Here is a 24894-nt window from a genome sequence, read left to right on the forward strand (position 1 = left end):
CCACGGCTCAGAGAGCTCCGACGGCTCCGACAGCTCCCAGGGGGGAACCCATGCCGCCGACGCCCCGGCACAGACGTACCCATCGCATCCTCGCCGCCGCCGCTGGGCTGGCCACCGTCGGCGCCCTGGCCGCCGCGATGCCCGCGAGCGCAGGGCAGGACAGGTCGACCCCGCACCACCACCCCGGCAGCGGCCGTTACCAGGACGTACAGCTGCTGTCCTTCAACGACCTGCACGGCAACCTGGAGCCGCCGGCCGGATCGTCCGGCCGGGTCACGGAGCTCCAGGCGGACGGCACGACGAAGTCGATCGACGCGGGCGGTGTCGAGTACCTCGCCACGCATCTGCGCGAGGCCCGCAAGGGCAACAAGTACTCCATCACGGCCGCCGCCGGAGACATGGTCGGCGCCTCCCCGCTGATCTCCGGGCTCTTCCACGACGAGCCCACGATCGACGCGCTGAACAAGCTCGACCTGGATGTGACGAGCGTCGGCAACCACGAGTTCGACGAGGGCGCCAAGGAGCTGGCCCGTCTGCAGAACGGCGGCTGCCACCCCACGGACGGCTGCTACGACAAGAAGGAGAAGTTCCAGGGAGCCGACTTCCCGTACCTCGCGGCGAACGTCACCGACGAGAAGACCGGCAAGCCGATCCTCAAGCCCTACTGGGTCTGGAAGAAGAACGGCGTCAAGGTCGGCTTCATCGGCGTGACGCTGGAAGGCACCCCGAACATCGTGTCGGCCGACGGCGTCAAGGGCCTGAAGTTCGGCGACGAGGTCGAGACGATCAACAAGTACGCCAAGGTGCTCCAGCGCCAGGGCGTGAAGTCGATCGTCGCGCTGATCCACGAGGGCGGCGCGCCCGCGTCGACGGCGTACAACTACGACTGCGACAGCCCCGGCGCCGGTGACGGCATCTCCGGGCCGATCGTCGACATCGCCAAGAACGTCACGCCGGCCGTGGACGCCCTGGTCACCGGTCACACCCACCAGGCGTACGCCTGCACCATCCCGGACCCGTCGGGCCAGCCCCGCATGGTGACGTCGGCCTCGTCCTTCGGCCGCCTCTACACGGACACGACGCTGACGTACGACCGCTGGACCGGCGACATCGCGCGTACGGCGGTGAAGTCGGCGAACCACGTGGTCACCCGTGACGTGGCGAAGGCCGCCGACATGACGTCCCTGATCAGCAAGTGGAAGACGCTCTCCGCCCCGATCGCCTCGCGTCCCATCGGCCACATCGCGGGCGAGATCGGCAACGCCGGTAACGAGTCCCCGCTCGGCGACATGATCGCCGACGCGCAGCTCGCGTACGCCAAGTCCGTCGACCCCGAGGCCGACCTCGCGGTGATGAACCCGGGCGGCATCCGTGCCGGGCTCACCTACGCGGCGAGCGGCAGTGAGGGCGACGGGGTGGTGACGTACGGGGAGGCGTACACGGTCCAGCCGTTCGCCAACACCGTCAACCTGGTGAACCTCACCGGCGCTCAGGTGATCACGGCACTTCAGCAGCAGGTCAGCGGGGCCAACGAGGCCGCGCCGAAGATCCTGCAGATCTCCAAGGGCCTGACCTACACGCTGGACCTGACGAAGTCCGGCGCGGCACGGGTGGTCGCCGACTCGGTCAGGCTCAACGGCGCGGCGATCGACCCCGCCGCCACCTACCGCGTCGCGATGAACTCCTTCCTCGCGGGCGGTGGCGACGGCTTCGCCGAGCTCGGCAAGGGCGGGGACGTCCTGGTCGGCGGCGACGACCTGGCGGCCTTCGAGTCCTACCTGACGGCCAACTCCTCGGCCGCGGCGCCGTACCCGGTGCCCGCGGCGGACCGGATCACGGTCGTGCGGTAGTCCCTTACGGAACAGGCGGGGCCGGTACGCGGATGCGTACCGGCCCCGCTTTTTTCGACCTAAATTCTGTGTGAGTAGTGGATTGGTTCCACGGTCTATCTGAAAATTTGTTTCAGCCGTAATTCATTGAGGTCTTATCCGAATTGGCGATTTCAGGGTCCGGAGTCCCGTAGTGTTTTCCATGTCGAAAGCGAACAGCGCAAACGGCAAAGGGAATTCACCCGCACGGAACAAGGAGACACCCATGAGCTTCCACAAGATCGCCCCGGTCAAGAAGCACCACAAGCCCGCTCCGGCCCCGAAGAAGCCCGCGAAGCGCCAGCCCGCGAAGCCGGCCCCGGTCGCGCAGAAGCCCGGGCGCCGCCCTGTCGGCAACAAGTAAGCAAGATCCACCCCCGATTAACAGATCCACCCGCGACCAGCGGACCAGCCAAAGCTACGAGAGGGAAACCCATGAGCTTCCACAAGATCGCCCCCGTCAAGAAGCACCACAAGGCCGCCCCGGTCGCGAAGCGCCGGCCGACCAAGCCGGCCCCGGTGGCGAAGAAGGCCGTCGCCCCGAAGAAGCGCCCGGTCAGCCGTCAGGGCCAGTAGCAGCCCGCACGAGGCGGGGTCCCCGGGAATTATCGGTTTCCGGTGGCCCCGCCTCGGCCATGTTCCGGACCGGAAAGGGAAGTTGATTTGATATGCGGGAAGTACGGGAGGCATTCGCGCGCTTCTGGCCGCTGACGCGCGGCGACCGCAAATGGCTGCTGCTGATCATCGGCTGCGTGGTCGTGGCCGCGCTCGCCGAGACGGCCTCGATCCTGCTCTTCGCACAGCTCACGGACCATGCCCTGAAGGCCGGTTCGCTCTCCGCGTTCTGGGAGCCGGCCGGAGCCTGGCTGGGTGTCGCCGTGATCGGCGCGATCGTCGGCTACCTCGGCAACTCGCTCGCCGTGTGGACCGCGGAGAGATTCGTGCTGCGCCTGCGTGCGAGTGTCTTCCGGCACGTCCAGGACCTGCCGCCCGACTTCTTCCAGAAGCACCGCCAGGGCGACCTGGTCGAGCGGCTCACCGGTGATGTCGAGGCCATCGAGCAGATGGTCGTGTCGGGTGTCGTCGGGACGGTCTCCGCCGCCTTCTCCGCCGTCTTCTACGCCACCGCCGCGCTCTGGCTGCGCTGGGATCTCGCCCTTGTCACCTTCCTCCTCGCCCCCCTCTTCCTCGTCGCCGCCCGCCGGTTCGCCGGCCGCATCAAGGCCGCCTCCCAGGAGGAGCGGGCCGCCGACGGCGCGATCACCTCGGTCGTCGAGGAGTCCCTCGGCAACGTGGTGCTGACCCAGGCGTACAACCGCCGCCGCGCCGAGGAGAAGCGGCTCGACCGCGAGGCGCGTGCCTGGATGCGGGCGTCGGTGCGCGGGGCACGGGCGAGCGAGATGTACGAGCAGTTCGTCGAGGTCGTCGAGACGCTGTGCGTGCTCGCGGTGATCGGCCTCGGTGCCTGGGAGATCTCGCAGGAGCGCATGTCGCTGGGCCAGTTGCTCGCCTTCGCCGCGTTCCTCGGCTACCTGTACCCGCCGATCCGCAATCTGGGGCAGCTCGGCCTCACCCTCACCGCCGCCACCGCAGGCGCGGAACGCATCCAGGAGATCCTGGACACCGAACCCGCCGTCACCGAACCCGCCGAGCCCGTCCGGGACTGGCCCGTGCACGGCTGGGTCAGCTTCCACGGCGCGTCGTTCCGCTACCCCGGCGCCGAGCGCGAGTCCCTGCACGACGTGACCTTCACCGCGGGCCCCGGCGAACTCGTCATCGTCACCGGCCCGAGCGGCGCCGGAAAGTCGACGCTCTCCAAACTCCTCACCCGCTTCTACGACCCCACGGCCGGCGTGGTCTGCCTGGACGGCGTCCCGCTGCCCGACGTGTCCCTGGAGTTCCTGCGCGAGAACGTGGCCCTGCTGCCCCAGGAGACGCTGATCCTGCACGGCACGATCCGCGAGAACATCGAGTGCGGCAGGCCGGGCGCGTCCCAGGCGGACATCGAGCGGGCGGCGACGGACGCGGTCGCGCACGACTTCATCAGCGCGCTGCCCGACGGGTACGACACCGAGATCGCGCCCGGCACGGCCACCCTGTCCGGCGGCCAGCTCCAGCGGATCGCGATCGCCCGCGCGATGCTGCGCGCCGCGCCCGTCCTGGTCCTCGACGAGCCGACCGCCGGGCTCGACTCGATCGCCGCCCGCCGGGTGGTGCAGCCGCTGCGGCGGCTGATGGCGGGCCGTACGACCATCATGATCACGCACGATCTGAGCCTCGCCCCCGACGCCGACCGGATCCTGGTGGTGGACGGCGGCCGGCTGGTGGAGGCGGGCACGCACGACGAGCTGATGGCGTGGGGCGGGGCGTATGCCCGGCTCGCGGCACCGGAACTCGACTACTTGGCGGCGCGGAGCGTGTAGCCGAGCCCCCGCACGGTCTGGATGAGCCGCGGTTCGCCGCGGCTCTCCAGTTTCCGGCGCAGGTACATCACGTACACGTCCAGTGTGTTCGACGTCGGCTCGAAGTCGAAGCCCCAGACCTCCTTGAGGATCTGGGCGCGGCTGAGGACCTTGGCGGGATGCCGGAGCAGATACTCCAGCAGGGCGTACTCGGTCCTGGTCAGGTCGAGGGCGCGGTCGCGGCGGGTGACGGTGCGGGTGGGCCGGTCCATTGCGAGGTCCGCGAAGGCGAGCCGGTCGTCGAGACGGGGAGCGCACTGTTTCGGCCGCGGGCTGCGGCGCAGCAAGGCCCTGACCCGGGCGAGGAGTTCCTCGGCGGCGAAGGGCTTCATGAGGTAGTCGTCGGCGCCGTTGTCGAGGGCGACGATACGGTCGCCGACCGCGTCCCGGCCGGTGATCATGAGGATGGGGACGGTGGACCCGGAGGCTCTGATCCGGCGCGTCGCGGCCAGCCCGTCGAGGCCGGGCATGGTGACGTCCATCAGCACCAGGTCGGGCCGCTCGTCCACCCCGGCCACCAGTTCGAGGGCCTCGCGGCCGTCCCCGGTGAGGACGGTCTCGTAGCCCTCGAACCTGAGCAGCCGGTCGAGCCCCTCACGTACGGCCTCGTCGTCATCGGCCAGCAGGATCTTCCGCGCCATCCCCCCAACGTGTAACGGGGCGCTGTGGGAGGGCTTGGAGAGGGGTGTGGGGAGGCTGGGCGGTGTCCGCGCCCAGCCTCCCCGGCCGGAAAGACCCGGCCTTCCCCAGGAGGCCCCCCGGCCTCCCGGGGAGTCAGGAAACTGCGATGGACGTCAGGAAACTGCGATGGACGTCAGGAAACTGCGATGGACGTCAGGAAGCAGCGGTGGACGTCACGAGGTCCCGGTGGACGTCAGGAGGCGGTGGGCGTCCAGTCGCCGAGCCAGTCGGCGATCGACTGGCCCGCGGCCTGCGCGTCCGTCAGCTGCGGTCGCTCACCGCTCGCGGCGCCCGCGCCGGCGCCGCTGTTCTTGTACTCGGCGAAGCGGTCGTTCTTCCAGGAGAAGCCGCCCATGTCGGACCACGGGTTCGACCGGATCGCGGCGCTGAGCGTGGAGTTACGGACGGTCGTCTGCGGCCTGAGGGCGGCGTCGCCGCCCGCGTGCCAGTTGCGGCCGAGAGAGAAGGAGCCCGCGGCGACGTCGCCGGTCACCGTGGAGTGGGTGATCAGGAAGCCCTTGCGGTTCGCCTGCGTGCTGGGCGCGGTGACGAAACCGGCGGACGAACCGTCCCAGCGCTTCTTCAGGTTGATGACCGACTTGTTGATCACGGCGGTGGCGCGGCCGAAGACGAAGTCGACGTTGCCGGTGATGTAGGAGTTGGTGACGTAGACCCGGCCGGGCTTGTCCGAGCCGGGGGTCTCCATCTCCAGGGTGTCCTGGTCGCCGCTGACGATGACACCGTCGAGCACGACCTTGTCGGCACCGGTGCGCAGGGCCACGGCCTGGTGCCCGACCACGCTCTGGTTCTTCGCCTCGTCGAAGTCGTTCGCGATGGTGAGGTTGCGGGCCTGGAAGTCGTCGCCCTCGACGGCGACGGTGGCGCTGCCGGTGGTCCCGTACGTGGAGCCGTCGGTCTTCTTCGTACCGGCCGCGTTGCCGAAGGTGATCACCGTGTCCTTGCGGCTGCCGCCCGAGCCCTGGAGGGTGATGTGCGGCTTGTTCGAGGGGACCTTCACCGTCTCGCGGTACGTGCCCGGCTCGACGGAGATCGTGACGCGCGCGGTGTTGTTCACGGGTACGGCGTCGACGGCGGCCTGCACGGTCCTGTACTGCCCGGAGCCGTCCTGGGCGACGGTGAGGGTCTTGCCGGTGACGGTCGGGGCACTGCTGGTCGGCGTGGCGGACGTGGTGCCGAGCGAAGTCCGCGGCCCGGCCAGGGACTTGAGGAGCGCCGGCACGTCGGCGGCCTTGTCCAGCGTGTACTTGTAGTACGTCTTCGGGTCGAACGGCGTACCGCTGCCGCCGCTCTCGTTACGGCCGGTGGTGCCGGAGAAGACGTTGCCGCGCTGCACGAGGGTCGCGGTGCTGTCCCGGATGACGGGGTTGTTCATGCCCTGGAAGTAGCTGTTCTCCAGGACCATGTTGGTCTTGCCGCGCGCGTAGTTGCCGTACGAGGACGTGATGGCGGTGCCCGCGTCGTCCTCCAGGTAGTTGTTGTAGAGGTGGGCGTGGGCGACGTTGTCCGTGGACGGGTTGCGCTGCTCGGTCTCGCGGATCCAGTTGTGGTGGATCGTGATGTCCGCCGTGGTGTTTGCGGTCCAGCCGATGCCGAAGGCCTTGTTCTCGTTGCTCAGCCTGTTGTACGAGACCGTCAGGTACGTGGTGTCCTTGCGGCTGTCGATGAGCCCGTCGGCCATGTGCCGGATGTCGTTGTGGTCGATCCACACATGGTGGGCGCCGTCCATCTGGATGCCGTCGAAGTCGTGCTCCTTGTCGTTCCAGATGCCCTGGTACGCGTCGCGGATGGTCAGGTTCCGGATGATGATGTTGTGCACGCCCTGACCGAGGAAGAAGCCGCCGCCGACGATCTGCCCGGCGGTGCCGGAGCCGATGATCGTCTTGTCGCTGGCGACCTTGATCTCCTTGCCGACCGGGTCCATGGTGATCGTCGCGGCGACGACGATGACGTACGGGTCGGCCGAGGTCGCGTACTTCTCCAGGTCGGCGAGGGTCTTCACGGTGACGGTCCTGCCGTCCCGGCCGCCGTACGTGCCGTTCTGCCCCATGGCGTGGACGGAGGCGAAACCGTCGGCGGCCTCGGTGGCCCAGGCCGGGGTGTTCGTCGCGGCCGACGCCTTCGGCTGGGCGTCGTCGCCGAAGAGTCCGAACACCGTGCCGTACGCCATCGCTCCGGCGGCGGTCAGGGCCAGCGGCACACCGACGACGACGGCGGTTCTGCGTCTGCGGTGGCGCGCCTTGCGGATCTCAGTCACGTGGTGGTCCCGTTCGAGTGCTGTGGAGGGGGTCCGTCACGAGGCAGTCGCCACCGGGGGAGGAAAGGTTGCCGCGGTGAAGCAACACGAACGCGCCCCCGTCCGGTGAGGGACGGGGGCGCGCGGTGCTGTTCACTCATGTGGCCCTCGCTGACGACACCCTCCGGACCGAACCCCTCCGCATGGCCCGACGGTTTGTCGACCCGCCGAAGTGAGCGGGGCGGAAGGGACGATCAGAGCGCCACCAGATCCACGACGTTGATCACGACGTGGTGGTTCGATACGACGTAGGTGATGAAGCCGCCTTTGAACGAGGCCGACCAACTGTTGTCCCGGTTGCTGATCGCCGGGGCACCGAACGGGTTGAGGCTGAGGCGCTTCTCTAACTCCTCCAGTGACGCACGCTGAGGTGCGGGCAGCGCGGCCTTACGCTGAGCCGCACGGTCGGCGTACCTGATCGCGTACGCGCTCACCCGCGCCTGCTTGCGTCGATGGGGTGGTTGTCGGCGTCGTAGGCGTTCCCGTCCGCGTCGCGGAAAACCATGCCTTCGGTATCGCCCTCGGTCATCCGCTTGACGGTCTGCTCCACGTCGTCGAGATATCCGGGTGTCGCGCACGCACAGGCGAAGGGGAACCACTTGTCGGTCACGGCGTCGAGCGCCGCCTGATCGAAGTCCGCCGCCGCGCTCAGCCAGTCCTGCTCGAAGGCCTGCAACCAGTCCGGACGCCTCTGCAAGGCCGCACGGATCGCCTCGGGCGTTCTCTCGCAGGAGTTCGGATCCACCTCGTGAGCCATGATCGGTTTCTCTTCTCCGGCGGGGGCGGTGTGTCGTGACCGGACCTCCACGGTAGAGGGTGCTGGGTGCCGAGTGCTGGAGGATGAGGGTGTTGGCAGGGTGGGGCGGTCACGGTGTGTGGCGGTCCTGGTCACCGCTCGTCCCCATGGGTGCGTTCGCCTCGGCTGATGGCGATGCGTAGTACGTCCGTCAGGGACTCCGTTGCCCTCGTGAGCGCGAAGCGCACCGCGCGTTCGCCGGCCTTGGGGTCGGCGAGGATGGCCTTGGCTCCGGCCAGCACCTGCTCGCCGGAGTCCAGCTGGGCCGCTTCGATGTCGTCGGCGAGCAGGGAGAGACGGCTGCCGTCACTGTCGGTGCTCAGGTAGCAGGGCTTGCCTTCAGGGGTCGTCCACGGCAGCAGCCGCAGCCGTTCGGGCGTTCCGGCGGCGTTCTTCACGCAGACACCTCCACTCCGTGGATGTGGCGTGGGCCGACGGCGATTCCGTGCACGGCCAGCCAGAGGGCACGTCGGCGCTGCCGCTGCGATCGCCGCGCGCGGCGCTCTTCCTCCGTGAGGAGATACGGGCGTACGAGGTGGGCGTCCCGCTCGAAGGGCCAAGCGTGGACGGGGCGGTGCACGGGGGTGGAGGGGGCCGGAGACCTGTCCACGTCCGGCAGTTGGGCCGGAGCTGCCCGGTGGCGGCCTCGGGCGGGAAGCAATGCGTGCACGAGTGCGAGAAGTAGTAACTCGCAGAATCCCGCGATACGTTCGGCCATGTCGGCGCTCCTTTTCAGCGTCGGCCACGCCCCCGGGTCGACCTGCTATCGGCCGCGGGGGTTTGTCGTGGGTACCGTCCTGACGAGCGGTGATTACCGTTCGTGTCTAGATCGTCACTGCTTGCCCGTACGCTGCGGAAGAGGGCGGGCGTTGTCCGACGCCCAGGCAACGGTGAGGGGTGACGTGGACGAACAGGTTGACGGGGAAGGGCAGTCGGGGCTCGCCGCGCTGGGGCGGACGCTTCGGTATCTGCGGGAGAAGGCGGGGAAATCACTGGGCCAGCTGGCTGGGGAGACCGCTTACGACAAGAGCTATCTGAGCCGCCTGGAAGCGGGTAAGCGGCTCTCCAAGATGGCGGTCATGGAGGACCTTGACGGCTACTACGGGTCCGGTGACCTGCTGGTCCAGCTGTGGAAGGTGGCGCGGCACGACGCCTTCAAGGACAAGTACAAGGAGTTCATGCGCCTGGAGGCGGCGGCGCGGGCGATGGACGTGTTCACGCTCGGTGTGCCCGGACTTCTGCAGACCGAGGATTTCGCCCGCGAGGTGTTGTCTGGGCCCCAGGCAACGGCTGAGACCGATGAGGCAGTCGAGGAGCAGGTGGCCGCACGCCTGGGGCGGCAACTGCTGCTGCGCCGGGACGCGGCGCCCCATGTCCGCTTCATCATCGACGAGTACGCGTTCCGGCGCCCCTCGGCCACCGCGAAGACCTGGGACGACCAACTGCTTCATATCGAGGCTGCCGCGATGTGGCCCAACGTCGTTCTCCAGGTGCTCCCCTTCGCCGCAGGGGTCCACTACCTCGTAGAGGGGTCACTGACGGCGCTCTGGCAGAAGGACGGAAGCGCCGTTGCCTACAAAGAAGGCAACGGTGGAGGGGAGTTGATCGACGATCCGGAGGATGTCCTGCGGCACCGCTTGTCCTACGATCGGCTTCGAGACATGGCGCTGCCCCCGTCGGACTCACTCACGTTCATCAGGGGCGTTCTGGAGGAGCACCGGTCATGAAGCACACCCCCGATCTCAGCAGCGCTGCCTGGCGCAAGTCGAGCTACAGCGACGGGGGAGCCAACAACTGCGTCGAGGTCGCCGACGGCCACCCCGGCCTCGTGCCCGTCCGTGACAGCAAGGCCCCGCAGGGCCCCGTGCTGGTGCTCGGTGCCGGGGCGTGGGCGCCCTTCGTGGGGGCGGTCAAAAACGGAGAGGTTTTCGACGGCGTCTCGTTCGCGTGAGACGCCTCCCGGGCTGACGCTGGTCGGGCTACGGTTTCTCTATGGCGCAGCACACCACCATCCAGGTGACCAAGGAAGTCCGCGACCATCTCGCTCAGGTCGCCAAGGATCGCGGCGTGACCTTGGGGCAGCTCGTTGAGCAGCTCGCGGCCGAGCAGCTGACCGCCGAGCAGCGGGCCGAGCGGCTCCTGGCCGACCGGGAGGTTGTGCGGGGCATGATCGGCGTGGACATCAGCGACGAGGAGTTCGACCGGGCCCCCGACGTGCTCGCGAACATCTACAAGATCGCCGCCGAGAAGGTCCGAGCCGCTCGGGGCGCCGCCGCGTGATCATTCTCGACACCGGCGCGGTCAGGGCGCTCGCGGACGGCCACAAGACGCTGAACCTGCTGGCCGGGAACATGGCGCGTACCCCCGGCGACCGCCTCAACGTGCCTGCCCTGTGTCTCATGCAGGCCGAGGCGGGGGATGAGGACCTCTCCCGGCGGGTGCTCGCCTTCTCCTCGATCGTCGTGGACACCCTCGACACGGTCGCCTCCGCCACCGTCGGCACCATGATCCGCGACGGCTACGGCGGTCCGGACACCTGTCACGCCCTGTACTGCGCGCTTCCGCGCCCGGAGTTCACGGGGATGTCGATCCTGCTCACGGGCGACGAGAACGCGTATCCGCCGGGCGTGGTCCCCGTCGACATCGACTCGCCAGGAATGCTCGGCTTCTACTGACCCTCGGCCCCGTCCTGACTCAGCTCGGGTGGAGGCGTCGGCGCGCCCGGCAGCCGCAGTGTCGCCACCGTTCCGCCGCCCTGCGCCGGTTGCAGGGACACCTCGCCGCCGGACTGCTGCACGGTCCTGGCCACGATCGACAGGCCCAGACCCGAGCCCGGGAGTGCGCGGGCGGACGGGGAGCGCCAGAAGCGGTCGAAGACGTGCGGGAGTTCCTCGGAGGGGATGCCGGGGCCGTGGTCGCGGACCGTCAGTTCGCCGCCCTTGAGGATGACGTCGATGGCCTCGCCCTCGGGGCTGAACTTCACCGCGTTGTCGAGGATGTTCACGATCGCCCGCTCCAGCGCGGACGGCTCGGCCCGTACGAACCAGGGCTGGAGGTCCGCCGTGATCGTCAGCTCGGGGCCGCGCAGGCGGGCGCGATGGAGGGCCGCCTCGACTGTTTCCTGGAGGTCGACCACCTGGATGCGGTCGCCCGACTGGCCCGCGTCCGAACGCGACAGCGTCTGCAGGTCGCCGATCAGCGCCGCCAGCTCCGTCATCTGCGCCTTCACCGACGACAGCAGTGCCTTGCGGTCCGCCGGGGGGATCGGGCGGCCCGTCTCCTCGCTGCGGGTGATGAGCTCTATGTTCGTACGCAGCGACGTGAGCGGCGTACGGAGCTCGTGGCCCGCGTCGGCGATCAGCTGCTGTTGCAGCTCGCGGGAGTTGGCGAGAGCGGACGTCATCGAGTTGAAGGAGCGGGAGAGCCGGGCGACCTCGTCCTCGCTGTCGTCCTCTACGGGGATACGGACGGAGAGGTCCTCCGTGCGCGCCACGTGCTCCACGGCCTCGGTGAGCTTGTCGACCGGGCGCAGACCCGCGCGGGCGACCGCCAGGCCGGCGGCTCCGGCGCCGACGACTCCGATGCCCGAGACGAGGAGAAGGACGAGAGAAAGGTCGTTGAGGGTGGCCTCGGTGCTCTTCAGAGGTACGGCGACGACAAAGGCCGCTTTTTCGTACAACACGCGGGTGCTGGGCATTGTGTTGGGAACGCCGTTGACGACGAGCGCCGTCGTCATCACTCGTACGTCGTTGCCGTCACTGTCGGTGCCGTTCCGGATCGTGACGGCGCCGACCTTCGCGTTCTTGGCCAGTTCTTTGTCGCTGTCGGCAACCTTCACTATGCCCCGGGAGCCCTCGAAGGCGCAGATGGTGCCGTCTGCCTGGACCACCTGAGCGTACGAATCGGACTGTCCGCGGTAGTCATTGCTGCTGGCCTTCGGGGCCCGGCCGCAGTTGTTGAGGGCGCTCTCGACCACGGGGTACGGCAGGGACTTTCGCTGAGAGCCGAGAGACTCGTCGACCTGTTCGTACAGTTTCCTTTCCACGATGAACCAGCACGTCACCGAAACCGCCGCCACCGCGAACGCCACCGCCGCCGCCACCAGCAGCGCCAAGCGCGACCGGATCGGCAGTGACCGGTACCGGCGCAGGATCCTCATCACTCCGCGCCGCCCGACCGCAGGACGTACCCCACGCCCCGCACCGTGTGCACGAGGCGCGGCTCGCCGCCCGCCTCGGTCTTGCGGCGCAGGTACATGACGTAGACGTCGAGGGAGTTGGAGGAGGGCTCGAAGTCGAAGCCCCAGACCGCCTTGAGGATCTGTTCGCGGGTGAGGACCTGGCGCGGGTGGGCCAGGAACATCTCCAGCAGGGTGAACTCGGTGCGGGTCAGTTCGACCGCCCGGCCCCCGCGCGTGACCTCGCGCGTCGCGAGGTCCATCCGCAGGTCGCCGAAGGTCAGCGCGTCGTCGTCCGGGGTGCCGACCGTCGCGGCCGCGTAGGAACTGCGCCGCAGCAGTGCCCGGACCCGGGCGAACAGCTCGTCCAGCTCGAACGGCTTGACCAGATAGTCGTCCGCGCCCGCGTCGAGGCCGGTCACGCGGTCGCCCACGGTGTCGCGGGCCGTCAGCATGAGGATGGGGGTCGTCGTGCCCGCCCCGCGCATCCGGCGGGCGGCCGTCAGGCCGTCCATCCGGGGCATCTGGATGTCCAGGACGACCAGGTCGGGCTGGTACGCGGTCGACTTCTCCAGCGCGTCCGCTCCGTCGACCGCGACCTGGGTGTCGTATCCCTCGAAGGCGAGGCTGCGCTGAAGTGCTTCGCGCACGGCCGGCTCGTCGTCGACGATCAGGATGCGCTGGGTTTCACGGTCGCCTTCGGCGGGGCTCATGGGCGTGGGTTCCTAGGGGTGCGGTGGGACGGGGCTGGACGCTTTCAGCCTCGCACGTTCCGGCCGGGGCAGAAAGGATCAGCGGCGTTCAGCGGCGTTCAGTGGGGACCGGCGGAGATCGACGCGGATCGACGGGTATCGGTTCGTCGGCTCAGGTCCGCGGCCTGCTCGGCCTGCTCGGTCTGCTCGGGGGGCTCAGACCCCCAGCGTGCTCAGCTGGCTCAGGCGGCTCAGGCGGCTCAGCGGGACCTTGCGGCGGTGCGGGTGATCGGCGGAGGTGTGCAGGCCCATCATCTGCGGCTGCGGGACCGTCCTCTGTGACTGCGGGACCGTCACTTCCGGAGCCCGGGGCACCGGCCGGTGCAGTTCACGGGCGACGGAGAGGGCCAGGTCGAGGCCGGCGGGGTCGGTGCCTTCGATGCTGTGGGAGACGCGAGTGATCATTTCAACCTCCGAGAAGGACTTGGCCGAGAAGGACTCAGCTGTCGGAACCGCCGGCCCGCAGGCTGGCGAGGTCCGACTTGACGGTGTTGATCGGGATGGCGAAACCGAGGCCGACGCTGCCCGCGCTCGACGAGCTGGACGAGGAGTCGGCGGCCGAGTACATCGCGGAGTTGATGCCGACGATGTTGCCGTTCATGTCGATGAGGGCGCCGCCGGAGTTGCCGGGGTTCAAGGACGCGTCGGTCTGGATGGCCTTGTACGTGGTCGTCGAGGAACCGGTGTCGCCGTTGAACTGCTGGCCGCCGAAGGAGAACGGCCACTGGCCGCTGCCGCCGCCCTGCTGCTGTTGCTGGCCCTGGCTCTCGTCCGTGGAGACGGTGACGTCACGGTTGAGCGCCGAGACGATGCCGCTGGTGACGGTGCCGGTCAGCCCCTCGGGGGAGCCGATCGCGACGACGTCGTCGCCGACCTGGACGCCGTCGGAGTTGCCGAGCGTGGCGACCTTCAGGCCGGAGGGCGCGTTCTCGAGCTTGATGAGCGCGAGGTCCTTCTTGCTGTCGGTGCCGACCACCTTCGCGGTGTACGACTTGCCGCTGCTCAGCTGCACCTTGATCTGGGAGGCGCCCGAGATGACGTGGTTGTTGGTGACGATCTCGCCGCTGGACGAGATGATCACGCCTGAGCCGGTGGACGAACCCGCGTTCGAGGTCGCACCGACCTCGACGATACTCGGGCTGACCGCCTGGGCGACACCGGCGACGGTGCCCTTCTTGGCGGCGGGCACCACGGTGGTGCTGGTGCTGCTCGACGCGGTGTCCTTGCCGGTCAGCTCCTGTATGCCGTACGCGGTGCCGCCTCCGATGGCGGCCGCGACTATCGCCACGGCGGCGAGCAGGGCGATCGTGCCCTTCGCGCGCTTCTTCGGCGCGGGGGCAGGGGCGGCCGGGACCGGCTGCGCCTGGAGTACCGCGGTGGAGGAGACGGCGTCCGGCCCGGGGTAGCCGGCGTAGGCGCCGCCTCCGCCGTGACCGCCGTCGCCACCCTGACCGGAGCCCGGCCACACGGTGGTACCCGGGTCGACGGCGACCGGAGCGACCGGCTCGTACGCCGGCGGCGGGGGCCACTCGGGGTTCACGGGGGAGGAAGAGACGGGCTGCTGCTGGGGGTACGCCGCCCGCATGGGGTCGGTCGCCTGGTGGTCGTCGCCCTGGGGGTACTCGCCGCTGCGGCGGAAGCTCTCGGTCATGGAAAAAGCTTGTCCCCCGATCATGAGAGCTCCCTGAGTGGCCGCTGAGAAGCCCGACAGAACCTCGTATGCCCGATATAAAGGCGCCCGAGCCCGCTGAAAACCGGGAAACAGCGGGTTGCGTGGGGGTGATGTCACGGAAGGCGACGGACGAATACTTGTCTGTCTGCTGTGTAGTACATGTGTTCTGGGGCGGATGAGGCCTACGCTCTCCGCGCCGGAGGGGGGCTCCGCGGTGTGCCTGAATCGATGCAGGCGGTTGTCGGCCATGGCCGGCGACCGCTGCCGTCGTTCGGGCCGGTGCGTCGTACGCCCTTCTCGGGCCTCCTACGTCATGGACACCACACGCACCCACACCAGGAGCCCTGAGTGATACGTGCCCTGCGCGACCGCTGGAGACGCCCCGCCACGGCGTTGCCCACGGCCGCTCTCGCGCTGGCGCTGACCTGCGCCGGCGCCTTCGCGGCGCACCCCGCCACCGCGGCGGACGGACCCTCGCTGCCGGAGGTGAACCAGTCCCAGCCCGCGAAGCCCGCCGTCTCCGACAAGGAGCTGCGCGGCCGGGTCGCCGCGGCCGTCAAGGACCGGGCGACCCCGGACACGACCCCCAAGAAGACACCCTTCATCATCGGCGGCACCGAGACGACGATCTCCTCCGCGCCGTGGATGGTCCAGCTCTCCTACTACGACAGCACGGCCGGCGTCGGCTACTTCTGCGGCGGCACCCTCGTCGCCCCGAACAAGGTCCTGACGGCGGCCCACTGTGTCGCGGGCCTGAACTGGGTGAAGAACGGCGCGGTGCTGGCCGGCGCCACCGGACTGCTGGACGACACCAGCGGCACGGTCGCGGGCGTCTACCGCCAGTGGAACCACCCGCACTACAACTCCACGACCGTCCAGAACGACATCGCGGTCCTCACGCTCGACCGCCCGCTGGACCAGCAGTGGCAGCGGCTGGTGGCCGCCGGTGACAGCGCCTCCTACAAGGCCGGCAACTCCGCCACCGTCTACGGCTGGGGCCTGACCTCCGGCGCCGACGGTGCCGACCTGTCGGCGAACCTGCGCAAGGTGACCCTGCCGCTGGTCGCCGACTCCACCTGCAACTCCGCGATGCAGTCGGTCCTCGGCGAGGACGACTTCGTCGAGGGCGCGATGTTCTGCGCGGGCACCCCGGCGACCGGCACCGACGAGGGCACCAAGAGCCCCTGCAACGGTGACTCCGGCGGTCCCGTCATCGTCGGCGGCAAGGTCGTCGGCATCGTCTCGTGGGGCGTCGCGGGCTGCACCGCGAAGGGCGCCTACCCGGTGTTCACCAAGGTGTCCTCGTACACCTGGGCCGCCCAGCCGCGCATCGACGACGCGGACCTGACCTTCGACGGCAAGGCCGACCTGCTGGAGCGCACGCCGTCCGGCGGCCTCTTCCAGCAGGACAGCAAGGGCACCTCGCTCGCCGCCCGCGCCTACCAGGGCAACGGCTGGCAGAACGCCAGCTGGGTCCTCCAGGCCGACCTGGACCGGGACTTCTACCAGGACCTGATCATGCGCGACAAGGGCGACGGCAAGCTGTACCGCAGCTACCTGAACCACAGCTCCGGCGAGTACGACTGGATGCAGATCAGCTCGGTGTGGGGCGGCTACAAGTCGTACGCCATCCCCGGCGACATGACGGGCGACGCCCGCCCCGACCTGGTCGCGGTGGACGCCGACGGCTCGGTCTACCTCTACCCGGGCAAGGGCAACGGCCAGTTCTACGGCAAGGTCAAGGTCGTCGACAAGGCCTGGAAGAACGTGAAGATCTTCGGCCACGGCGACCTGTCCGGCGACGGCAGGGCCGACCTGCTGGTCCGCAACAGCTCCGGCGTTCTGTACCTCTACCGGGGCACGCAGGTCGAGAAGACCCCGTTCGCGGCGCGGATCCAGGCGCGTACGGGCTTCAACTTCACCTCGTACGTCTCCAACGGTGACGTCACGGGCGACGGCATCGCCGACGTCATCACCCGCGACTCCGCCGGCAAGCTCTGGCTCTACCCCGGCACCAACAAGGCCTCCAGCAGCCTCTTCGGCTCACGGATCGGCCTGGGCAGCGGCTTCAACCAGTACAACCTGCTGTTCTAGCTCAGCACCAGGATGCGTCGGCCCCCGTGATCTCGCGGGGGCCGACGCGCCCCTGTTTTAGGGGCGCGGGGAACTGCGCGACCAGCCCCCACTCGCTGGCACTTTGAAAACGACCCGCAAAACCCGCTTTACCAGCGGAGCTACTCGCACCCACAAGAACGCCGGACGACCAACCGCGACGGAAACACCTTCAACCGCTCGCGCCGCGACCCCGCGACCCGCAACCCGTCATCCAGTACGAGATCCACCGCGGCCCGCGCCATCGCCGACCGGTCGGAGGCGATCGTCGTCATCGGCGGATCCGTCAGCGCGGCTTCCTTGACGTCGTCGAAACCGGCCACGGCCAGCTCCCCCGGAACGTCGATGCGCAGCTCACGCGCGGCGCGCAGCACGCCGATCGCCTGGTCGTCGGTGGAGCAGAAGATGGCGGGCGGGCGGTCGGGACCGCCGAGCAGCTGGAGGCCCACCTGATAGGCGTCGTAGCGGTTGTACGGCGCTTCGAAGAGGCGGCCCTCGGTGGAAATCCCGGCCTCCTGCATCGCGCGCCGCCAGCCCTCGACGTGGTCGGAGACCGGGTCGCCGACGGTCGGGGTCTCCGCGAGGCCGCCGAGGCAGGCCACGTATTCGTAGCCGTGTTCGAGGAGGTGGCGGGTGGCAAGCTGAGCGCCGCCGATGTCGTCCGTGACGACGGCGACGTCGTCGATGGCCTCGGGGCGCTCGTGCAGCAGCACCACGCGAGCGTCCCACGCGTCGATCTCCGCGGCAGCGTTGTCATTGAGCGCGTGGCTGACGAGGATCAGCCCGGAGACGCGCATACCGAGGAAGGCGCGCAGGTAGTGGACCTCGCGCTCGGCGATGTAGTCGGAGTTGCCGACGAGCACCATTTTCCCGCGCTCGGCGGCGGCCTGTTCGACGGCGTGCGCCATCTCCCCGAAGAAGGGCTGGCGCGCGTCCGGCACGATCAGGCCTATGAGCTCGGTCCGCCGCGACGCCATGGCCTGGGCGACCCGGTCGGGCCGGTACCCCAGTTCCTTGATCGCGGCGAGAACACGCTCGCGCGTGGCCGGGGCAACCGGCCTCGGTCCGTTGTTGATGACATAGCTGACAACGGCGGTGGACGTACCCGCCAGTCGCGCTACATCGTCCCTCGTCACCTTGGCCACGCGCGGAGTCTACGCGGATGGACCCGCCGCTGGGCAGGGCGTACGGAGGCTTGCTGCGCCTCCGTTACCGCCTACTGCGCCTCCGCCGCCGCCTCGACCGCCTCGACGGCGTCCAGGTGCGCCGTCTCGTCCGCATCCTCCGGCTTTGGCTGGGCCGCCTTGGCCCTCGCCTCGTCCGCGGCGCGGTCCACCTTCTCAGGTGTAACGAATCGATAACCGACGTTCCGGACGGTACCGATCAGCGACTCGTGCTCGGGTCCGAGCTTCGCGCGCAGCCGCCGTACGTGGACGTCGACCGTCCGCGTACCGCCGAAGTAGTCGTAGCCCCAGACTTCCTGGAGCAACTGGGCGCGCGTGAAGACACGGCCCGGGTGCTGCGCCAGGTACTTGAGGAGCTCGAACTCCTTGAAGGTCAGGTCGAGGACCCGGCCCTTGAGCTTGGCGCTGTAGGTCGCCTCGTCGACCGAGAGGTCGCCGTTGCGGATCTCCATCGGGGAGTCGTCGTTGACGATCTGCTGGCGGCCCATGGCCAGCCGCAGTCGCGCCTCGACCTCCGCCGGTCCCGCGGTGTCCAGGAGCACGTCGTCGATGCCCCAGTCGGCGGTGACGGCCGCGAGACCGCCCTCCGTCACGACCAGGATCAGCGGACAGCCGGGCCCGGTCGAGCGCAGCAGCTGGCACAGGCTGCGCACCTGCGGGAGGTCCCGCCGGCCGTCGATCAGGATGACGTCGGCACCGGGGGTGTCGACGAGAGCGGGGCCTTCCGCCGGAGCCACTCGCACGTTGTGCAGGAGCAGGCCGAGAGCGGGAAGCACCTCCGTCGACGGCTGAAGAGCATTGGTCAGGAGCAGCAGAGAACTCATCGCGCCCCACCTGCCTGGGTCGTCCTACGGTCATGCAAGGTTCGCTCGCCCATAACGTCTGGTTCCTCCTCGGTCCCTGCGAGGACGTTTGCGGCACTGCTTCCTACGGTGCGGCTCCCGCGCCCCTGGGAGCCGCCGGACGGCCCACTGGGGGCCGCCACACGTTCTATGCGTTCGTGGGCTTCGTACACCTGCGGTTTCCCGCTTCGTATACAACGCTTCAGAAAGCACAAAAGGACCCGGGGGCTACGCTGCCCGAGTCCTCTGCCCAGCAGAATAGCCCACATGAGCTCAGGTCCGGCAGGTCAAGCGACGGGATCTTCCGATCGTCCACCCCTTGAGACGCCCCCGCGGACCCCTTTGCGGAGGTTTCTGCACACCGTCGACGGGGTGACGATCGATGCGGCGTACGACCCTGGAACGCGGCCTTCTGGTGACTCGGCCACTGGCTTGAACGATGTGGTCATTGTCGTCGCGCACGGCTTCACGGGCGATCTGGAACGTCCGCACGTGCGCCACGCGGCGGCCGTCCTCGCCCGGCACGCGGCAGTGGTCACCTTCTCCTTCCGTGGTCACGGCGCCTCCGGCGGCAGCTCCACGGTCGGTGACCGCGAGGTCCACGATCTGGCCGCCGCGGTGGCCTGGGCCCGCGAACTCGGGCACACGCGTGTGGCCACCGTCGGCTTCTCGATGGGCGGGTCGGTGGTGCTGCGGCACGCGGCGCTGCACGGTGGCCCGGACGGGGGCTCGGACCGGGGCGCGGAGATGGAGCACGAGGGGCGCACCGAGGCGCGTACGGACGCCGTGGTTTCGGTGAGCGCACCCGCCCGTTGGTACTACCGGGGTACGGCCCCTATGCGGCGCCTGCACTGGCTGGTAACCCGGCCGGTGGGCCGCGCGGTCGGCCGTTACGGCCTGCGCACCCGGATCCACCACCGTGACTGGGACCCGGTGCCGGCCTCCCCGGTCGAGTCGGTCCCGCTCATCGCGCCCACTCCGCTGCTGATTGTCCACGGCGACCAGGACGGCTACTTCCCGGTCGACCACCCGCGGATGCTCGCCGCCGCCTCCCGCGGCCACGCCGAACTGTGGATCGAGCACGGCATGGGCCATGCCGAGCATGCGGCCGACGACGGGCTGCTCGGCCGTATCGGGGCATGGGCCGTCGCGGCGGCGGGCTAGCCTGACCGTGTTCACAGAAACCACTGATGACTGATCCGTGTTCACGGAAAACACCGATTGAGGAACGAGATGGCACAGGGCACGGTGCGTTACTGGGCCGCCGCCAAGGCCGCGGCGGGCGTCGCGGAGGAGCCGTACGACGCGGGCACGCTCGCCGAGGCGCTCGACGCGGCCCGCGCGCGACACCCCGGCGAACTCGTCCGCGTCCTGCGGCGATGCTCCTTCCTCATCGACGGTGACCCCGTGGGCACTCGCGAACATGAGACGGTACGGCTGGCCGAGGGCGGCACGGTCGAGGTGCTCCCGCCGTTCGCAGGAGGGTGAGCGAGACGATGAGCGACCAGCCGTACGAGGGCCGGTACGAGGGTCAGTACGAGGGGTACGACCCGTATCCGCAGCCTCAGCAACAACAGCCGCAGCAACGGCCTCAGCAACAACAGCCGCCGCAGCAGCCCGAGTGGCAGCAGCACACGCAGCAGTGGGAGGGGCGGACCTGGGAGACCCAGGTGCAGCCCCCGATGCCGGCGGCGGACGCGGCGTACCTGCCGCCGCGGGGCTACCAGGCGTACCCCGAGCCGCAGACGTACGGCACGGTAGGGCAGCCGCTGCCGCAGGAGGCACCGACTCCGGCACCGGAGTGGACGCCCGCGTACCAGCCCCCCGCCCAGCAGGCGCCCGGCACCGGCACCGGCAGTGCGGTCACCCCGGAGACCGCCTCCGGCTACGGCCCCCCGACCGTCACCGGCAACGCCCGCGTCACCGACGCCCAGCGCGCCCGTGCCGAGGGCCGCTCCCCGATCATCGAACCCGGCATCCAGCCCGCCGTGCTCACCGCGGTGCTCGGGCTGCTGCTCTCCGGGACGGCGGCGATCGGGCAGTACGCCCTCGTCGTCCCCCTCGTCCTCCTCCAGGCCGTCACCGCGGCGGGCTGGTTCCGGCTGAACGGGATGTGGCCGGCCCGCCAGGGCATCGCGCTGGCGTTCCTCGGCGCGGTCACCGCGGACGTAGCGCTCCTCGCGGCGGGCCGGGAGAACGCGCCCGCCGCGATCCTCGGCACCCTCGGCGTGTGGGTCCTGCTCACCCTCGTCCTGCAACTGCGCAGTCATGCCGACCCGGACACCCGGATGTACGGCCTGATGGCGACCGTCACTTCGGCGGCGCTCGCGATCATCGCGACCGGGCACCTCGCGGCCGAGCCGGACGCCGTCACGGTGGGCGCCGCCGCGGTCGCCGTCGCGATCCTCGCCCGCGCCCTGCCGCTGCCCACCGCGGCCTCCGTGGTGGTGGCGCTGCTGGCCGCCGCGGGCGCCGGTATCGCGGTCGGCGGCACGACGGACCTGGGCAGCAAGGGGGCCTTCCTCGGCCTCGGCGCCGGGGTCTGCGCGCTGATCGGCCACCGGGTCGCCAGCTACGACTACCCGTCCCGCTTCGTCCACTTCACCGCGGGCGTGGCCCTGCCGCTGGCCGCCGCGGCGCCGGCGGTCTACCTGCTGGGCCGCGCTCTCGGCTAGGGCCTGTCCCGCGTGATCCGCCGGACAGGCCCTGGGGCCTGGTCCAGTGGCTGTTCGTCACAGGTGATCTACAACTACTTCGGAGGGCCCCCGGCGCGGGGCCCTTCGGGGTTAGGTTCGCGAGGGAGGACCACTCGGTCGCCCGGATCCGTTCGAGGTGGGGGAACACCGCGCATGCGTGCACTGCGAATAATCCTGATCGTCACCGTCATCCTGGGCGGCCTGTTCGTGATCGCGGACCGGGTGGCGGTCGGTTTCGCGGAGAACAAGGCGGCGGACCGGATCAAGACCACCGAGGGCCTGGCCGGCACGCCGGACGTGTCCATCGAGGGCTTCCCCTTCCTCACCCAGGTCGTCGGCGGCGAACTCGACGACGTGAAGATCGGCATCAAGGACTACGAGGCGTCGACGAGCGGCGCGGGCAGTGCCGGGGGCACCGGCACCATCCGTATCGACGACCTGAACGCCGAGATGCACGGCGTCAGCTTCAACGGCGACTACAGCTCCGCCACCGCCAACAGCGCCACCGGCTCCGCGTCCATCGGGTACGCCGAGCTGCTCAAGACCGCCAAGTCCCAGCCCACTCGGGTCGGCCCCGGGGTCACCGCCCGGGTCGTCGGCCTCTCCGACGGCGGCAACGGCAAGATCAAGGTGGCGGTCGAGGTCAGCATCGGCGGCACCAAGGTGCCCCAGCCGGTCTCCGTGCTCAGCTCGGTCACGGTCGTCGGCGGCAACACGGTCAAGGTGCACGCGGACTCCCTCCCCAAGCTGGGCGTCGACCTCGCCGAGAACCGGGTGCGCGCGATCACCGACTTCGAGCAGAAGATCGGCCAGCTGCCGGGCGGCATCCAGCTCGACACGGTCCAGGCGGCCGCGAACGGCGTGGACGTCTCCGTGAAGGGTTCGAACGTCAAGCTGGTCGGGTAGAAGGGTCAGCGGCCGCAGGCCAGAGGCCGGAGGCCGGGGAGACCGCGACCGGAGAGCTGTCCGAAGGGCGAGACGGGCCGGTCCGTACCGCAGATGTGCGGTCGGTGTGATGACGGATGCCGGCGCCCGGAATCCCTGCGGGGGCCGCACCGGCGGTGAACGCGTCCCACATCGCGGACGATCGCATCTCAGCATCCGACACACCGGTGACATGTCCGCCTGTCCGTCCCTACGATCGGACCCATGAAGCGACAGGCGGATCTCACGAAGCGGCGGGCAGTAGACCTGTGCCGCGTCGCCGCCATGCTCTGTCGCACCTTCTGAGCGGGACATTCGTCCGTCCGCCCTCCCCTGGCCCTTCTTCGCCAGGGTCCCCGTGCGCGCCGCGCAGGCTCGACAGGCATGACCGCGCACCCTCTGTCTAACGCACCGCCCCGCCGCAACTGCCCCGGAGGAGAAACAGCATGAGCCGCAGCGACGTCCTGGTCGACGCCGACTGGGTCCAGGACCACCTGGACGACCCGAGCGTGGCCATCGTCGAGGTCGACGAGGACACGTCCGCGTACGAGAAGAACCACATCAAGAACGCGATCCGGATCGACTGGACCAAGGACCTCCAGGACCCGGTCCGCCGTGACTTCATCGACCAGGAGGGCTTCGAGAAGCTCCTGTCGGAGAAGGGCATCGCCAACGACACGCTGGTGGTCCTCTACGGCGGCAACAACAACTGGTTCGCGTCCTACGCCTACTGGTACTTCAAGCTGTACGGCCACGAGAACGTCAAGCTCCTCGACGGCGGCCGCAAGAAGTGGGAGCTCGACTCCCGCGACCTGGTCGCCGAGGTCCCGAACCGTGCCGCGACCGACTACAAGGCCAAGGCCCAGAACACCGCGATCCGCGCCTTCCGCGACGATGTGATCGCCTCGATCGGTTCGCAGAACCTGGTCGACGTCCGCTCGCCCGATGAGTTCAGCGGCAAGCTGCTCGCCCCGGCCCACCTTCCGCAGGAGCAGTCGCAGCGTCCGGGCCACGTCCCGACCGCCCGCAACATCCCGTGGTCGAAGAACGCCAACGACGACGGCACCTTCAAGTCGGACGACGAGCTCAAGGAGCTCTACGCCGAGGAGCAGGTCGACCTCGCCAAGGACACCATCGCGTACTGCCGCATCGGTGAGCGTTCCGCGCTCACCTGGTTCGTGCTGCACGAGCTGCTCGGCGTGGAGAACGTCAAGAACTACGACGGCTCCTGGACCGAGTACGGCTCCCTGGTCGGCGTCCCGATCGAGCTCGGCGCCAACAAGTAACCCTCAAGGCCTGAAGGACGGAATCGAAATATGTGTGGAGCGAAGGCCGGCGGCCCCGACGCCTCGACGATCAAGCCCGGTGAGACCACCATCCAGGGCCAGGTGACCCGCGACGGCGAGCCCGTCACCGGTTACGTGCGCCTGCTGGACTCGACCGGCGAGTTCACGGCGGAGGTCCCCACCTCCGCGACGGGCCAGTTCCGCTTCTACGCGGCCGAGGGCACCTGGACCGTACGCGCCCTGGTCCCCGGTGGCACCGCGGACCGCACGGTCGTCGCCCAGACGGGCGGCCTCGCCGAGGTCGCGATCGCCGTCTGACGGCATTTCTGAGTGGCCGAAGGGCCGCACCCCAGGGTTGGACGCTCGGGGTGCGGCCCTTCGGTATGTACGGGCCTAGGCTTGAGGTATGTACGCACGACGGCGACACGTCTACTTCGCCATGATGGGGACGTGCATCGGTCTTTTCGTCCTGGCCTGGGGAGTCGTGCGGCTCTGGTCGATTCCCGTGGCCGTGGGGATGTGTGTGGTGGCGATGGTGATTCCGCCGTTCGCCGCGATGGTCGCCAACCGGCGGGGGCCCGAGGACCGCTGGTGGGACGACCCGTCCGGGGATCAGAAGTCCGACGAGTGGTGGGACGAGCTCGACGGCAAGAAGCGCCGCCCGTAGGAGGGCGCGCGCGGCACCTTCAGTACGCGCAGCACCTTCATACGTGCGGCACCTTCGCGCGGCACCTTCAGTAGACGAGCGCCTGCGTCTCGTCCGCCATCGCCTCCTGGACGAACACCTGGGCGCCCGCGATGCGTACGCCGTCGATGACGTCCTTCTCCGTGATGTCCCGGCGCGCCGCGCACTGGGTGCACAGGGTGAGCCGACCCGCGGCCAGGACCGAGTCGATCAGATCGGGCAGCGGCGCCGCGTGCGGCAGCTCGAACTCGGCGGCCCGGCCCGGCAGTGCGAACCACGAGGACTCGCCGGTCAGCCACAGGGAGACCTCGACCCCGCTGGCCACGGCCACCGCCGCGACCGTGAACGCCTGCGAGCAGCGCTCGGGGGCATCGGCCCCCGCCGTCACCTTGATCACGAGCTTCTTCGCCATGGCCGCATGGTAGTCCGGGGGAGTTCGGGGA

General features: G+C 69.4%; 30 protein-coding genes. 17 read left to right on the forward strand and 13 right to left on the reverse strand.

The genetic code is table 11. From position 1 onward, the window contains the following. Positions 1 to 50 precede the first annotated feature (50 nt). From ACFVWD_RS19955 to ACFVWD_RS19970, 4 genes are all read left to right on the forward strand, one after another. Positions 51 to 1850, forward strand: coding sequence for a bifunctional metallophosphatase/5'-nucleotidase (locus tag ACFVWD_RS19955; RefSeq protein ID WP_389597673.1), 1800 nt, complete (start codon positions 51 to 53; stop codon positions 1848 to 1850). Between the two features lie 244 nt (positions 1851 to 2094). Then, on the forward strand, positions 2095 to 2232 hold the full coding sequence (locus tag ACFVWD_RS19960; RefSeq protein WP_167552123.1) for a hypothetical protein: 138 nt from the start codon (positions 2095 to 2097) through the stop codon (positions 2230 to 2232). Between the two features lie 71 nt (positions 2233 to 2303). Next, positions 2304 to 2444, forward strand: coding sequence for a hypothetical protein (locus ACFVWD_RS19965; RefSeq protein WP_389597674.1), 141 nt, complete (start codon positions 2304 to 2306; stop codon positions 2442 to 2444). Positions 2445 to 2536: 92 nt separating this feature from the next. Beyond that, the gene (locus tag ACFVWD_RS19970; protein ID WP_389597676.1) at positions 2537 to 4291 is read left to right on the forward strand and encodes an ABC transporter ATP-binding protein; all 1755 of its coding nucleotides are present in this window, start codon (positions 2537 to 2539) and stop codon (positions 4289 to 4291) included. Here the strand turns inward: ACFVWD_RS19970 and ACFVWD_RS19975 are convergent. The 6 genes from ACFVWD_RS19975 to ACFVWD_RS20000 all read right to left on the reverse strand — a co-directional run bounded on the left by ACFVWD_RS19975 (position 4267) and on the right by ACFVWD_RS20000 (position 8731). Beyond that, positions 4267 to 4971: a response regulator transcription factor gene (locus ACFVWD_RS19975; RefSeq protein WP_389597677.1), complete on the reverse strand. Its 705-nt coding sequence runs from the start codon at positions 4969 to 4971 to the stop codon at positions 4267 to 4269. The two genes, ACFVWD_RS19970 and ACFVWD_RS19975, sit on opposite strands and share 25 nt — an antisense overlap. Positions 4972 to 5204: 233 nt before the next feature. Next, positions 5205 to 7286: a pectinesterase family protein gene (locus ACFVWD_RS19980; protein ID WP_389597679.1), complete on the reverse strand. Its 2082-nt coding sequence runs from the start codon at positions 7284 to 7286 to the stop codon at positions 5205 to 5207. Between the two features lie 233 nt (positions 7287 to 7519). Then, entirely contained in the window at positions 7520 to 7759 is a 240-nt protein-coding gene (locus tag ACFVWD_RS19985) for a hypothetical protein (RefSeq protein ID WP_384914677.1), read from the reverse strand. After that, positions 7756 to 8070 carry a DUF6247 family protein gene (locus ACFVWD_RS19990; RefSeq protein WP_389597681.1) on the reverse strand — a complete coding sequence of 105 codons (315 nt, stop codon included), beginning with the start codon at positions 8068 to 8070 and terminating at the stop codon, positions 7756 to 7758. Before ACFVWD_RS19990 ends, ACFVWD_RS19985 begins: the two co-directional genes overlap by 4 nt. A 143-nt stretch (positions 8071 to 8213) precedes the next feature. Next, positions 8214 to 8519: a hypothetical protein gene (locus ACFVWD_RS19995; protein ID WP_389597682.1), complete on the reverse strand. Its 306-nt coding sequence runs from the start codon at positions 8517 to 8519 to the stop codon at positions 8214 to 8216. Continuing rightward, entirely contained in the window at positions 8516 to 8731 is a 216-nt protein-coding gene (locus tag ACFVWD_RS20000; RefSeq protein ID WP_389597683.1) for a hypothetical protein, read from the reverse strand. The genes ACFVWD_RS19995 and ACFVWD_RS20000 overlap by 4 nt, the downstream gene beginning before the upstream one ends. Positions 8732 to 9023: 292 nt before the next feature. On the opposite strand from ACFVWD_RS20000, the gene ACFVWD_RS20005 reads away from it, so the two are divergent. Genes ACFVWD_RS20005 through ACFVWD_RS20020 form a run of 4 tightly spaced genes read left to right on the forward strand, consistent with a single transcriptional unit; the run spans position 9024 to position 10796 of the window. After that, positions 9024 to 9848 carry a helix-turn-helix domain-containing protein gene (locus ACFVWD_RS20005; RefSeq protein WP_389597684.1) on the forward strand — a complete coding sequence of 275 codons (825 nt, stop codon included), beginning with the start codon at positions 9024 to 9026 and terminating at the stop codon, positions 9846 to 9848. Continuing rightward, positions 9845 to 10072, forward strand: coding sequence for a DUF397 domain-containing protein (locus tag ACFVWD_RS20010; RefSeq protein WP_389597686.1), 228 nt, complete (start codon positions 9845 to 9847; stop codon positions 10070 to 10072). Before ACFVWD_RS20005 ends, ACFVWD_RS20010 begins: the two co-directional genes overlap by 4 nt. Before the next feature lie 41 nt (positions 10073 to 10113). Continuing rightward, positions 10114 to 10401: a hypothetical protein gene (locus ACFVWD_RS20015; RefSeq protein ID WP_168509438.1), complete on the forward strand. Its 288-nt coding sequence runs from the start codon at positions 10114 to 10116 to the stop codon at positions 10399 to 10401. Next, on the forward strand, positions 10398 to 10796 hold the full coding sequence (locus tag ACFVWD_RS20020) for a hypothetical protein (protein WP_389597687.1): 399 nt from the start codon (positions 10398 to 10400) through the stop codon (positions 10794 to 10796). Before ACFVWD_RS20015 ends, ACFVWD_RS20020 begins: the two co-directional genes overlap by 4 nt. On the opposite strand, the gene ACFVWD_RS20025 is transcribed toward ACFVWD_RS20020, so the two are convergent. The 4 genes from ACFVWD_RS20025 to ACFVWD_RS20040 form a co-directional block, all read right to left on the reverse strand. After that, on the reverse strand, positions 10790 to 12283 hold the full coding sequence (locus ACFVWD_RS20025; protein WP_389597689.1) for a sensor histidine kinase: 1494 nt from the start codon (positions 12281 to 12283) through the stop codon (positions 10790 to 10792). The two genes, ACFVWD_RS20020 and ACFVWD_RS20025, sit on opposite strands and share 7 nt — an antisense overlap. After that, entirely contained in the window at positions 12280 to 13011 is a 732-nt protein-coding gene (locus ACFVWD_RS20030) for a response regulator transcription factor (RefSeq protein WP_389597691.1), read from the reverse strand. Before ACFVWD_RS20030 ends, ACFVWD_RS20025 begins: the two co-directional genes overlap by 4 nt. A 195-nt stretch (positions 13012 to 13206) precedes the next feature. Beyond that, on the reverse strand, positions 13207 to 13455 hold the full coding sequence (locus tag ACFVWD_RS20035) for a hypothetical protein (protein WP_384914649.1): 249 nt from the start codon (positions 13453 to 13455) through the stop codon (positions 13207 to 13209). A 34-nt stretch (positions 13456 to 13489) separates the two neighbouring features. Beyond that, positions 13490 to 14701, reverse strand: coding sequence for a S1C family serine protease (locus ACFVWD_RS20040; RefSeq protein WP_389597692.1), 1212 nt, complete (start codon positions 14699 to 14701; stop codon positions 13490 to 13492). A 369-nt stretch (positions 14702 to 15070) separates the two neighbouring features. On the opposite strand from ACFVWD_RS20040, the gene ACFVWD_RS20045 reads away from it, so the two are divergent. Beyond that, the gene (locus ACFVWD_RS20045; protein WP_389597694.1) at positions 15071 to 16816 is read left to right on the forward strand and encodes a trypsin-like serine protease; all 1746 of its coding nucleotides are present in this window, start codon (positions 15071 to 15073) and stop codon (positions 16814 to 16816) included. A gap of 140 nt (positions 16817 to 16956) precedes the next feature. On the opposite strand, the gene ACFVWD_RS20050 is transcribed toward ACFVWD_RS20045, so the two are convergent. After that, the gene (locus ACFVWD_RS20050) at positions 16957 to 17979 is read right to left on the reverse strand and encodes a LacI family DNA-binding transcriptional regulator (RefSeq protein WP_101404267.1); all 1023 of its coding nucleotides are present in this window, start codon (positions 17977 to 17979) and stop codon (positions 16957 to 16959) included. Between the two features lie 71 nt (positions 17980 to 18050). Then, positions 18051 to 18842, reverse strand: a complete 792-nt coding sequence (locus ACFVWD_RS20055) for a response regulator transcription factor (RefSeq protein WP_385378397.1) — start codon at positions 18840 to 18842, stop codon at positions 18051 to 18053. A gap of 285 nt (positions 18843 to 19127) precedes the next feature. On the opposite strand from ACFVWD_RS20055, the gene ACFVWD_RS20060 reads away from it, so the two are divergent. The 8 genes from ACFVWD_RS20060 to ACFVWD_RS20095 all read left to right on the forward strand — a co-directional run bounded on the left by ACFVWD_RS20060 (position 19128) and on the right by ACFVWD_RS20095 (position 24433). Next, positions 19128 to 20024 carry an alpha/beta hydrolase gene (locus ACFVWD_RS20060; RefSeq protein ID WP_389597696.1) on the forward strand — a complete coding sequence of 299 codons (897 nt, stop codon included), beginning with the start codon at positions 19128 to 19130 and terminating at the stop codon, positions 20022 to 20024. Positions 20025 to 20093: 69 nt separating this feature from the next. Continuing rightward, positions 20094 to 20348 (forward strand): MoaD/ThiS family protein, encoded by a 255-nt coding sequence (locus ACFVWD_RS20065; RefSeq protein ID WP_101404270.1) that lies wholly within the window; start codon positions 20094 to 20096, stop codon positions 20346 to 20348. 8 nt (positions 20349 to 20356) lie between these two features. After that, positions 20357 to 21535 carry a hypothetical protein gene (locus ACFVWD_RS20070; protein WP_389597698.1) on the forward strand — a complete coding sequence of 393 codons (1179 nt, stop codon included), beginning with the start codon at positions 20357 to 20359 and terminating at the stop codon, positions 21533 to 21535. A gap of 174 nt (positions 21536 to 21709) precedes the next feature. Then, on the forward strand, positions 21710 to 22462 hold the full coding sequence (locus ACFVWD_RS20075; RefSeq protein WP_389597700.1) for a DUF2993 domain-containing protein: 753 nt from the start codon (positions 21710 to 21712) through the stop codon (positions 22460 to 22462). Positions 22463 to 22705: 243 nt separating this feature from the next. Then, positions 22706 to 22786 carry a putative leader peptide gene (locus ACFVWD_RS20080; protein ID WP_350310325.1) on the forward strand — a complete coding sequence of 27 codons (81 nt, stop codon included), beginning with the start codon at positions 22706 to 22708 and terminating at the stop codon, positions 22784 to 22786. 140 nt (positions 22787 to 22926) lie between these two features. Beyond that, positions 22927 to 23766: a sulfurtransferase gene (locus ACFVWD_RS20085; RefSeq protein ID WP_351434050.1), complete on the forward strand. Its 840-nt coding sequence runs from the start codon at positions 22927 to 22929 to the stop codon at positions 23764 to 23766. Positions 23767 to 23796: 30 nt separating this feature from the next. After that, positions 23797 to 24084 carry a DUF1416 domain-containing protein gene (locus ACFVWD_RS20090; protein ID WP_054232391.1) on the forward strand — a complete coding sequence of 96 codons (288 nt, stop codon included), beginning with the start codon at positions 23797 to 23799 and terminating at the stop codon, positions 24082 to 24084. A gap of 88 nt (positions 24085 to 24172) precedes the next feature. Further along, entirely contained in the window at positions 24173 to 24433 is a 261-nt protein-coding gene (locus ACFVWD_RS20095; RefSeq protein ID WP_389597702.1) for a DUF3099 domain-containing protein, read from the forward strand. Between the two features lie 67 nt (positions 24434 to 24500). Here ACFVWD_RS20095 and ACFVWD_RS20100 read toward each other — a convergent pair whose 3' ends face one another. Further along, positions 24501 to 24863 carry a DsrE family protein gene (locus ACFVWD_RS20100; protein WP_101407995.1) on the reverse strand — a complete coding sequence of 121 codons (363 nt, stop codon included), beginning with the start codon at positions 24861 to 24863 and terminating at the stop codon, positions 24501 to 24503. Between the last annotated feature and the right edge of the window lie 31 nt (positions 24864 to 24894).

Source organism: Streptomyces sp. NPDC058086 (assembly GCF_042885015.1).
GTDB lineage: Bacteria > Actinomycetota > Actinomycetes > Streptomycetales > Streptomycetaceae > Streptomyces.

Bases quoted from the DNA above. Each gene is read 5' to 3' on its own strand.
- ACFVWD_RS19955 (WP_389597673.1), top strand. From the start codon at position 51: ATGCCGCCGACGCCCCGGCACAGACGTACCCATCGCATCCTCGCCGCC.
- ACFVWD_RS19960 (WP_167552123.1), top strand. From the start codon at position 2,095: ATGAGCTTCCACAAGATCGCCCCGGTCAAGAAGCACCACAAGCCCGCT.
- ACFVWD_RS19965 (WP_389597674.1), top strand. From the start codon at position 2,304: ATGAGCTTCCACAAGATCGCCCCCGTCAAGAAGCACCACAAGGCCGCC.
- ACFVWD_RS19970 (WP_389597676.1), top strand. From the start codon at position 2,537: ATGCGGGAAGTACGGGAGGCATTCGCGCGCTTCTGGCCGCTGACGCGC.
- ACFVWD_RS19975 (WP_389597677.1), bottom strand. From the start codon at position 4,971: ATGGCGCGGAAGATCCTGCTGGCCGATGACGACGAGGCCGTACGTGAG.
- ACFVWD_RS20010 (WP_389597686.1), top strand. From the start codon at position 9,845: ATGAAGCACACCCCCGATCTCAGCAGCGCTGCCTGGCGCAAGTCGAGC.
- ACFVWD_RS20015 (WP_168509438.1), top strand. From the start codon at position 10,114: ATGGCGCAGCACACCACCATCCAGGTGACCAAGGAAGTCCGCGACCAT.
- ACFVWD_RS20030 (WP_389597691.1), bottom strand. From the start codon at position 13,011: ATGAGCCCCGCCGAAGGCGACCGTGAAACCCAGCGCATCCTGATCGTC.
- ACFVWD_RS20035 (WP_384914649.1), bottom strand. From the start codon at position 13,455: ATGATCACTCGCGTCTCCCACAGCATCGAAGGCACCGACCCCGCCGGC.
- ACFVWD_RS20040 (WP_389597692.1), bottom strand. From the start codon at position 14,701: ATGACCGAGAGCTTCCGCCGCAGCGGCGAGTACCCCCAGGGCGACGAC.
- ACFVWD_RS20055 (WP_385378397.1), bottom strand. From the start codon at position 18,842: ATGAGTTCTCTGCTGCTCCTGACCAATGCTCTTCAGCCGTCGACGGAG.
- ACFVWD_RS20060 (WP_389597696.1), top strand. From the start codon at position 19,128: ATGAGCTCAGGTCCGGCAGGTCAAGCGACGGGATCTTCCGATCGTCCA.
- ACFVWD_RS20065 (WP_101404270.1), top strand. From the start codon at position 20,094: ATGGCACAGGGCACGGTGCGTTACTGGGCCGCCGCCAAGGCCGCGGCG.
- ACFVWD_RS20070 (WP_389597698.1), top strand. From the start codon at position 20,357: ATGAGCGACCAGCCGTACGAGGGCCGGTACGAGGGTCAGTACGAGGGG.
- ACFVWD_RS20075 (WP_389597700.1), top strand. From the start codon at position 21,710: ATGCGTGCACTGCGAATAATCCTGATCGTCACCGTCATCCTGGGCGGC.
- ACFVWD_RS20080 (WP_350310325.1), top strand. From the start codon at position 22,706: ATGAAGCGACAGGCGGATCTCACGAAGCGGCGGGCAGTAGACCTGTGC.
- ACFVWD_RS20085 (WP_351434050.1), top strand. From the start codon at position 22,927: ATGAGCCGCAGCGACGTCCTGGTCGACGCCGACTGGGTCCAGGACCAC.
- ACFVWD_RS20090 (WP_054232391.1), top strand. From the start codon at position 23,797: ATGTGTGGAGCGAAGGCCGGCGGCCCCGACGCCTCGACGATCAAGCCC.
- ACFVWD_RS20095 (WP_389597702.1), top strand. From the start codon at position 24,173: ATGTACGCACGACGGCGACACGTCTACTTCGCCATGATGGGGACGTGC.
- ACFVWD_RS20100 (WP_101407995.1), bottom strand. From the start codon at position 24,863: ATGGCGAAGAAGCTCGTGATCAAGGTGACGGCGGGGGCCGATGCCCCC.